The sequence below is a fragment of the Chitinophaga sp. genome, assembly GCF_036569125.1.
Classification (GTDB): domain Bacteria; phylum Bacteroidota; class Bacteroidia; order Chitinophagales; family Chitinophagaceae; genus Chitinophaga.
In genome coordinates this window covers 1-6266 of record NZ_DATCRF010000643.1, presented here as the reverse complement: position 1 = coordinate 6266, position 6266 = coordinate 1, and the positions used below count along the sequence as shown (strand labels likewise).

5 protein-coding genes are annotated in these 6266 nt (G+C 50.4%); 3 read left to right on the top strand and 2 right to left on the bottom strand.

The annotated features are described in order from the left end of the window. Positions 1-183: 183 nt before the first annotated feature. Positions 184-3402 carry a GH92 family glycosyl hydrolase gene (locus VIM87_RS24055; RefSeq protein WP_331999474.1) on the bottom strand — a complete coding sequence of 1073 codons (3219 nt, stop codon included), beginning with the start codon at positions 3400-3402 and terminating at the stop codon, positions 184-186. 490 nt (positions 3403-3892) lie between these two features. Here VIM87_RS24055 and VIM87_RS24050 point away from each other — a divergent pair, with 490 nt between their 5' ends. Continuing rightward, positions 3893-4852: a FecR family protein gene (locus tag VIM87_RS24050; protein ID WP_331999473.1), complete on the top strand. Its 960-nt coding sequence runs from the start codon at positions 3893-3895 to the stop codon at positions 4850-4852. 71 nt (positions 4853-4923) lie between these two features. Here VIM87_RS24050 and VIM87_RS24045 read toward each other — a convergent pair whose 3' ends face one another. Beyond that, complete coding sequence (locus VIM87_RS24045; protein WP_331999472.1) at positions 4924-5265, bottom strand: TfoX/Sxy family protein; 342 nt, start codon at positions 5263-5265, stop codon at positions 4924-4926. Positions 5266-5486: 221 nt separating this feature from the next. Between VIM87_RS24045 and VIM87_RS24040 the strand changes: the two genes are divergently transcribed. Together VIM87_RS24040 and VIM87_RS24035 are read left to right on the top strand one after the other, a co-directional pair. Beyond that, a complete protein-coding gene (locus tag VIM87_RS24040) occupies positions 5487-5993 on the top strand; it encodes a sigma-70 family RNA polymerase sigma factor (protein WP_331999471.1) in 507 nt (168 codons plus the stop codon). A gap of 5 nt (positions 5994-5998) precedes the next feature. Continuing rightward, positions 5999-6266 (top strand): hypothetical protein (locus tag VIM87_RS24035; RefSeq protein WP_331999470.1); only part of this gene is annotated, 268 nt, incomplete at its 3' end.

The window sequence follows — 6266 nt, the reverse complement described above, 5'->3', positions numbered from 1 at the left end:
ATCAAACAGCTTATACAGGTTATCCGTAGTTGGGTCTGTAAACACCGTACCTGGCTTATTGAGCTTATGTTCGGCCAGCGCATTGCGCACAATGGCGGCCAGCTTCAAATTATCTTCCGGTTGTATAGGACGTACTGCTACAGCTGACATATGCATGGTTTTATTAAGGGATGTAAAAGTAAGTTATTTTACGGCAGCCCCGTAAGCCGGCGCAGGCTCCATAACCCTGATAATTTCCTGTGTGGAGAGCGGTGCGGCAAATACTTTTACATGATCCATATACCCGTTAAAAATGCGGGCGTTAGGAAATTCCTCATTACGGCCCAGCGTCCATTTATTGGTGATGGACAGGTTCACAGGCCCATCCAGCCGGGTAGTGGCCTTTAAAACACCATCTATGTAAATGCGTAAGCTGGCGCCATCACATACCCCTGCTATATGGTGCCAGTGCCCGAACCAGTTGTCCGGCAAAGGCGTGCTCACATCGCCCCGGCCCCAGCCGCCGGCAAAAAAGGTAAGGTCTTTATTATTGGCTATCTGCAGCACATGGGCATCCCCTTTGGTGAAAACATCTGTAAGCCCGTTGCCGCCTGTTATTCCCCGCTCCGGGTATACCCAGGCCATCATGGTAATGGTATTGCCCATTACATCCAGGCTGCGTGCATTGGGTACTTCCACATAACATTGTTCGCTCAATAACACCCCGGCTTTGCCGGTAGCTGCCTGGGTGGAAATAATATGCCCGTGGTTATTAAAGCCGGAATGGTCTGTAACCAGGCTGTCTGTTTGCCGGAACTGCAGGTCCAGCAGCAGGGTTTCAAGGGGCGTGGCATATACCCTGAACTTTTCTTTTACATCGCCGGCCTGCAGCTGCTGCCAGCCGGCCTGTTTTGCAACAAACTGTTGGGTAATATTCTTTTGCCGGCCCGGTTGCAGGGTAAGCTTCAGGGTATTGATCACACTATCCTGCAGGCGGATGGGCAGCTGAAAGGTACGGGCCTCGCCGCCAATATTCTGTACGGTAAAAGTAAGCTGCTGCGTATCGCCCTTTTGCACCAGGGGTCGTATAGCCAGCTGCTGCACCTCCGGCAAGGCGGGGTAAGGCGTTGGTGGTTTTGTAACTGTTACTGCCTGTGCAGGCAAACCTTTTATGGTTATGCTGGTTGTACCGGTTTTGTATAAACGCAGCGGTATACTGTCGGTTACACTGGCTCCTTTATTCACCAAACAATTCCTGTACGCATACACCTGCCCGTTCACCAGCACCTGCAGCTGTTTGGTACCTATACTGCCGTTATTGCTTAGTGTGAAATGCAGGTAAAAAAGCTCATGCGGTGTTACTTTGTTTGCAGACAGGTGGTATTCCTTCAGCTGAAACTCCGGCTGCTCAGTAGTTACGCTATCCTGCAAAGGCCATTGCTGCACCGGCGCAGCTGCGGTATTAAACACCATTTCCCCGCCGGCTATTACCTGTGCATGCGAAAGATGAATATGGCCATACGGCTGCTTATTGAGGCTTACAGAACGAATGTAAGCGCCCGGCGCTGTGCTGCGTTTAATGGTGAACGTTTTACCGTTTTCCAGGTGCAGCTTTACGGATTGGAACAGGGGCGCGCCTATGCTATACTCCGGCTTACCGGGGCAGGCCGGGTAAATACCCAGGGCGCTGAATATATACCAGCTGGAGGTGCTGCCCAGATCATCATTGCCCGGCAGCCCGCCAGGAGTGGGCGTAAAGCGGTGGTATAAGATATCGTGGATCCATTTTTGTGTGTACTGCGCTGCGCCGGCCTCATTGAACAGCCAGGGCACATGGAATACGGTTTCATTATCAAAAATGATCTGCCCGTTGGTAAGCGCAGCATCCAGCCGCCGGGTGAACAGCTGCCGGCCGCCCATCAGGTTTATTAAGTCCTGCGGGTGCTGCGGCACAAAATAAGAGTAGATCCATGCATCCCCTTCCTTATACCCGGTGGTGCCGGGCTGCAGCTTATAGTCATCCCCATTACGCGGCAGCATAAACATTTCACCGGCATGAAAAAGATTACGGTAGGCATAACTTCTTTGCAGGTATGCAGCGGCATCATCACTGCGGTGCATCACCTTTTCTGCAAACTGCGCCAGCGCCCAGTCGTCATAGGCATACTCCACGGTGCGGGTCACGGATTCCGGGTAAGTATAGGGAATGTAGCCCTGCTGCTGGTACACTGCCAGGTCGGGCTGCAGGAAAGGCGTATCTGCATGGCTTTTTTGCAGGGCCTTGTAAGCCAGCTTACTATCAATGCCCGGTATGCCTTTCAGGTAGGTATCGGTAATAATGGGCACTGCATGGTTGCCCGTCATGGACTCCACCGGCAGGTGGCCGGTTTGCTGATACACATCCAGCATGGATAACACCATATCCTTTTGTACCGATGGGAACAACAGGCATAGCAGGGGGTGCAGGGAACGGAAGGTATCCCAGGGCGAGAAGCCGCCGTATTGCGCGGCCCCGCTTACCGGGTAAATATTTCCATCAGCGCCGCGGTAGCCGCCATCTGTATCGGAAATGATCCAGGGCATTAACAGGGCGTGGTATAAGGCGGTGTAAAAAACGGTTTTATGCGCTTCATCACTATCCTTTACCTCCGCTACTGACAGGGCTTTGGCCCAGGCGGCACGGGTACGCGCATGGATGCGGTCAAAAGCGCTATCCAGCTCCACGGCAATGTTACGGGCGGCGCTTTCCTGCCCTACAGTGGAGGTGCTTAGCTTCAGTATTAAGGTAGTAGGGCCGGCTGCTGCAGCTGCAAACGTAAACAGGGTGCCGCCTTCCACGGCTTTTTTATGAGTATAGGCCAGGTCAAAACGGGTAACGGTATTAAAGCGCTGGCCATCGCCAATAAACAGCTGCGGTATTACGCCCGGCGCAAAAGTAAAACGGAACAGGCCTGTGCGGGTGGTGGCCGTAGCCTCTACCAGGGTGTTATTATCGGGGAACAGCACCCGGTAATACCCCGGCGATGCCTTTTCTTCAGTATGTAAAAAGCGGCGGTGATAGGCGCCCGGCTGAAAGGTATCCAGGCTGTTCACCGGCATTATGAATAACTGGCCTGCGGAGCCGCCGGGAAAGCCGCTATGGTGGTGCAGGCAGCTGAAGTAGTAAATGGAAGTATCGCTGTAATCATACCCCCTTGCCCCGCTAACACGGGTTTCCGGTGTTAGCTGAATATTACCCCAGGGCGCTACAGCGCCGGGATAGGCGCCGCCCTCACTGCCCCATTTGGTAAGCACGCTGCTTTTAGCGGTACCAATAAAGGGATCTACATAAGCTATTGGATCTTTTGTTTGGGCATAGGCGCCGTTTATCACTAATAGGAATAAAATGGCTGCTAAATAACGGTTGCCGGCTGGTGAGCTCACATTCACTGCTTTTAATTGAAGGGTGGTAAGTTATAAAAAATATCGGGGTTTGTCAGGTGGTTTAAGGATGGGGCCTTCAACTGTTCCGGTAGCAACAACCGGTTGCAGAAAATAGATAAGCCCCCTATAAGCCGTATGTAAGCCGTATGTAAGCTCTCTATAAGCTCACCCTTATAAGAGGGGACTTATCTATGGCTTATCTATAAGTGTGCCACACCTTAGAGATGTGGCACACTTAAATCGATGCAACTTAATCCGGTTTAAAGTTTACAATAGGAGGTGGTAATCCTGCCTGAGGTTTACAAAGGCTGTTCCCGGCCGGGCATAAAAAATAGCCCCGCTCTCCGGATGAATAGTACATTATCATACTAATACCCGTATTGTATCCGTAAAGTGTAATCCCCCTCTATACCATTAAAGGCGGCTCTGTACTTTCCGCGTTATCCATTCCTTTGAAAACCAGGAATTGTTCATTCAACTTGATCTTAACATGAGCATGTTTCATGAGGGCCATTACATTCGTTCATTGTTCAGGGTATTTGACCGGTTTGTACGGCTGCTGCATAAGCACCCGCCTACCAACCGTGCCATCACGGTTGCCTGCCTGGCGTTATTCAGCATAGGCCTTGCCGTATTTCAGCGGCAGATGCAGCGGCCGGCCCTGGCAGCGGCGGAGGTGATCACCCTGCAAACCTATGATGGCCATACCCTGCCCATTGTGCAGCTGGGCGCCGCCAGTACACATGACGCCACTTTTACAGCCGACAGCACCCGGCTTACCATCACCCCCAAACAAAGCAACGGGCAGGGGGAATGGAACACCCTGACTGTACCCCGCGGCTATACCTATAGCGCCGCTTTAACAGACGGCTCCCTGGTACGGCTAAACGCCGGCAGCAGCCTGCGGTTCCCCTCTGTTTTTGGAGCGGATAAACGCGAAGTGTATGTGGAGGGAGAAGCCTATTTTGAAGCGCAGGGCAATGCCAACCGCTTATTCACCATCCACTCCGGGCAGGCGGATATTATTGTACTGGGTACTGCTTTTAATGTAAACACTTATGACCGGCATATACGGGTATCATTGGTAAAGGGGGAAGTAATGGTAAATGTGAAAGGAAAAATGACCCCGCTGAAACCCGGGCTGGCAGCTACGATTGACAAACAAAGCGGGCAGGTATCCGTAACGCCTTTTGAGGAGAACATGGTGCTGGCCTGGCTGGATGGGTTACAGATCTATGTGGCCACCCCGCTGCGCGACATTTGCAATGCGCTGGAAAGAATGTATAACATCCGCATTCATATTGATGATCCTAAACTGCCGGACGTGCATTATTCTGTTATTGTGAACCGGCAGCGGCCTATACAAAACTTCCTGGATGATCTGAAAGCAACGCGGAAAGTGAATAGTGTGTTTGACGGTAAGGGAGAGCTGCATCTTAATTTTCAATAACCTCCATAAAAACATTTATATCCCCAAAAAAGAAAGGTTATCTGTGAGGCAAAAGGCCGGGCGGGTAGCCTTTACTTTTTCTTAGCCTGTTTGGCAAAGCGGTTAAAATCCAGCGCCAGGTTCACCCAGTATAACAGCTGCTTTTTAGTGTGCAGCACGTTCTCATCCACAAACACATATCCTTTCATTACCCGGCCCCCATGCACCATTGGCTGGCAGCCCTCCTGCTCCAGCGCCTGCTCAAAAACGGCAGGATCCAGGCGCACCAGTATGGTATCTTTGCGTATGCCTACACAGATCTTATCATCTACCATAAAACAAAGGCCGCCGAACATCTTTTTTTCTGCTACCTTTTTGGTGGCGGCTGCAATGATCTCCCGCACCCTGTTGGCCATTATTTCATTGAACGCCATAGCTGTTTACTTTTATGGTTCCCGTTAAAAGTAAAAATATTTTGCCGGAACTGTGATTTTTGGAGCCCTGCTGCGAATAATAAAGAAAACGAATGGAAACACAGAAACAACTACCCGCTGCTGCAAGGCTGCTGCTGAATATTACAGTATGGTACACCGTTGCTACCTGTAAAAGCCTGGTGGCTATCAAACAATGGATTGAAAACCTGTAATTTAAACGAATGGTTCCGCAACAAACAGCTGAGGGATTTTTACGCATCATTACGGAAAACAAGGGCCTTATTTACAAGGTGGCGCATTTGTATTGCAGCAATGATGAGGACCGTAAAGACCTTTGCCAGGAAATTATTTACCAGCTATGGCGCTCCTTTCAGCGGTATGATGAGCAGTACAGGCTCTCTACCTGGATGTATAAGATAGCGCTGAACGTAGCCATCTCCTTTTACCGCAAGGGGCAGCGGCATGCGCGGGCACAGCCGCTTACCCCTGATCTTTTACAGCTGGCGCCGGATAAGGAGCCCGATGGTACGGAGCAGCAGATACGGTTATTAAGGCAATACATTAATTCGCTGCATGAGCTGGACCGGGCTTTAATGATCCTTTACCTGGAAGAAAAAAGCCATAAGGAAATAGCAGACATCCTGGGCCTTACCCCTACCAATGTGGCTACCAGGATTGGCCGGGTAAAGGAAAAACTGAAACAAAAATTTGCTAACACAAACAACTGATGGTTATGGATGAGATGGAACTGAAAAATTTATGGCAGGCTTATGATCAAAAGCTGGAAAGATCGCTTTCACTGAACCTGCATATTGTACAGGAGCTGCAAAAACAAAAAGCCAGATCCGCATTGCGGCCGCTAAGGGCGTTTAAATCACTGATGATCGTATTTGGCATCATTTGGATATCCGTCCTTTGCTTATTGGTATCCCATGCGTTCACTTACCAGGGAATATTTTTTGCACTGTCCGGCTGCGCTATTATACTGTTCAATGTATTTG

What these genes read in the sequence shown, in the direction of transcription:
- VIM87_RS24050 (WP_331999473.1), top strand. Translation starts at nt 3,893, where the DNA reads ATGAGCATGTTTCATGAGGGCCATTACATTCGTTCATTGTTCAGGGTA.
- VIM87_RS24045 (WP_331999472.1), bottom strand. Translation starts at nt 5,265, where the DNA reads ATGGCGTTCAATGAAATAATGGCCAACAGGGTGCGGGAGATCATTGCA.
- VIM87_RS24040 (WP_331999471.1), top strand. Translation starts at nt 5,487, where the DNA reads ATGGTTCCGCAACAAACAGCTGAGGGATTTTTACGCATCATTACGGAA.